The sequence below is a fragment of the Marinobacter iranensis genome (genome assembly GCF_029207565.1).
GTDB classification, from domain to species: domain Bacteria; phylum Pseudomonadota; class Gammaproteobacteria; order Pseudomonadales; family Oleiphilaceae; genus Marinobacter; species Marinobacter iranensis.
On sequence record NZ_JANCMW010000373.1, the window covers coordinates 1 to 242 of the forward strand.

A 242-nucleotide genomic window follows, 5' to 3' on the forward strand; every position below is an offset into this window, starting at 1 on the left:
AAGGCTTCATCTTTTAGATGCGTCATACGATCCTGCTGATCTTGACCATTATTGCCATGTTGCTGGTCTGATTTTTCATCTTTATGCGCAGCCTGTTTGGAATCATCTATATCATCATTCTGCTTGACTTCAGACTTGCCATTTTTTAGCTCATTCAGAATCTTTTCGCCTTTCTGTAATAGCTCTTCACCAATAGCAATCGCCTTGGCTTTTAAGTCATCCATCTTGGTCGTTTCATTTTT

1 protein-coding gene is annotated in these 242 nt (G+C 39.3%); it reads right to left on the reverse strand.

Annotation, left to right across the window (positions count from 1 at the left end; all coding sequences use genetic code 11):
* The coding region (locus tag NLU14_RS22760) for a hypothetical protein (protein WP_275710884.1) at positions 1 to 224 on the reverse strand (224 nt) is incomplete at its 3' end.
* Between the last annotated feature and the right edge of the window lie 18 nt (positions 225 to 242).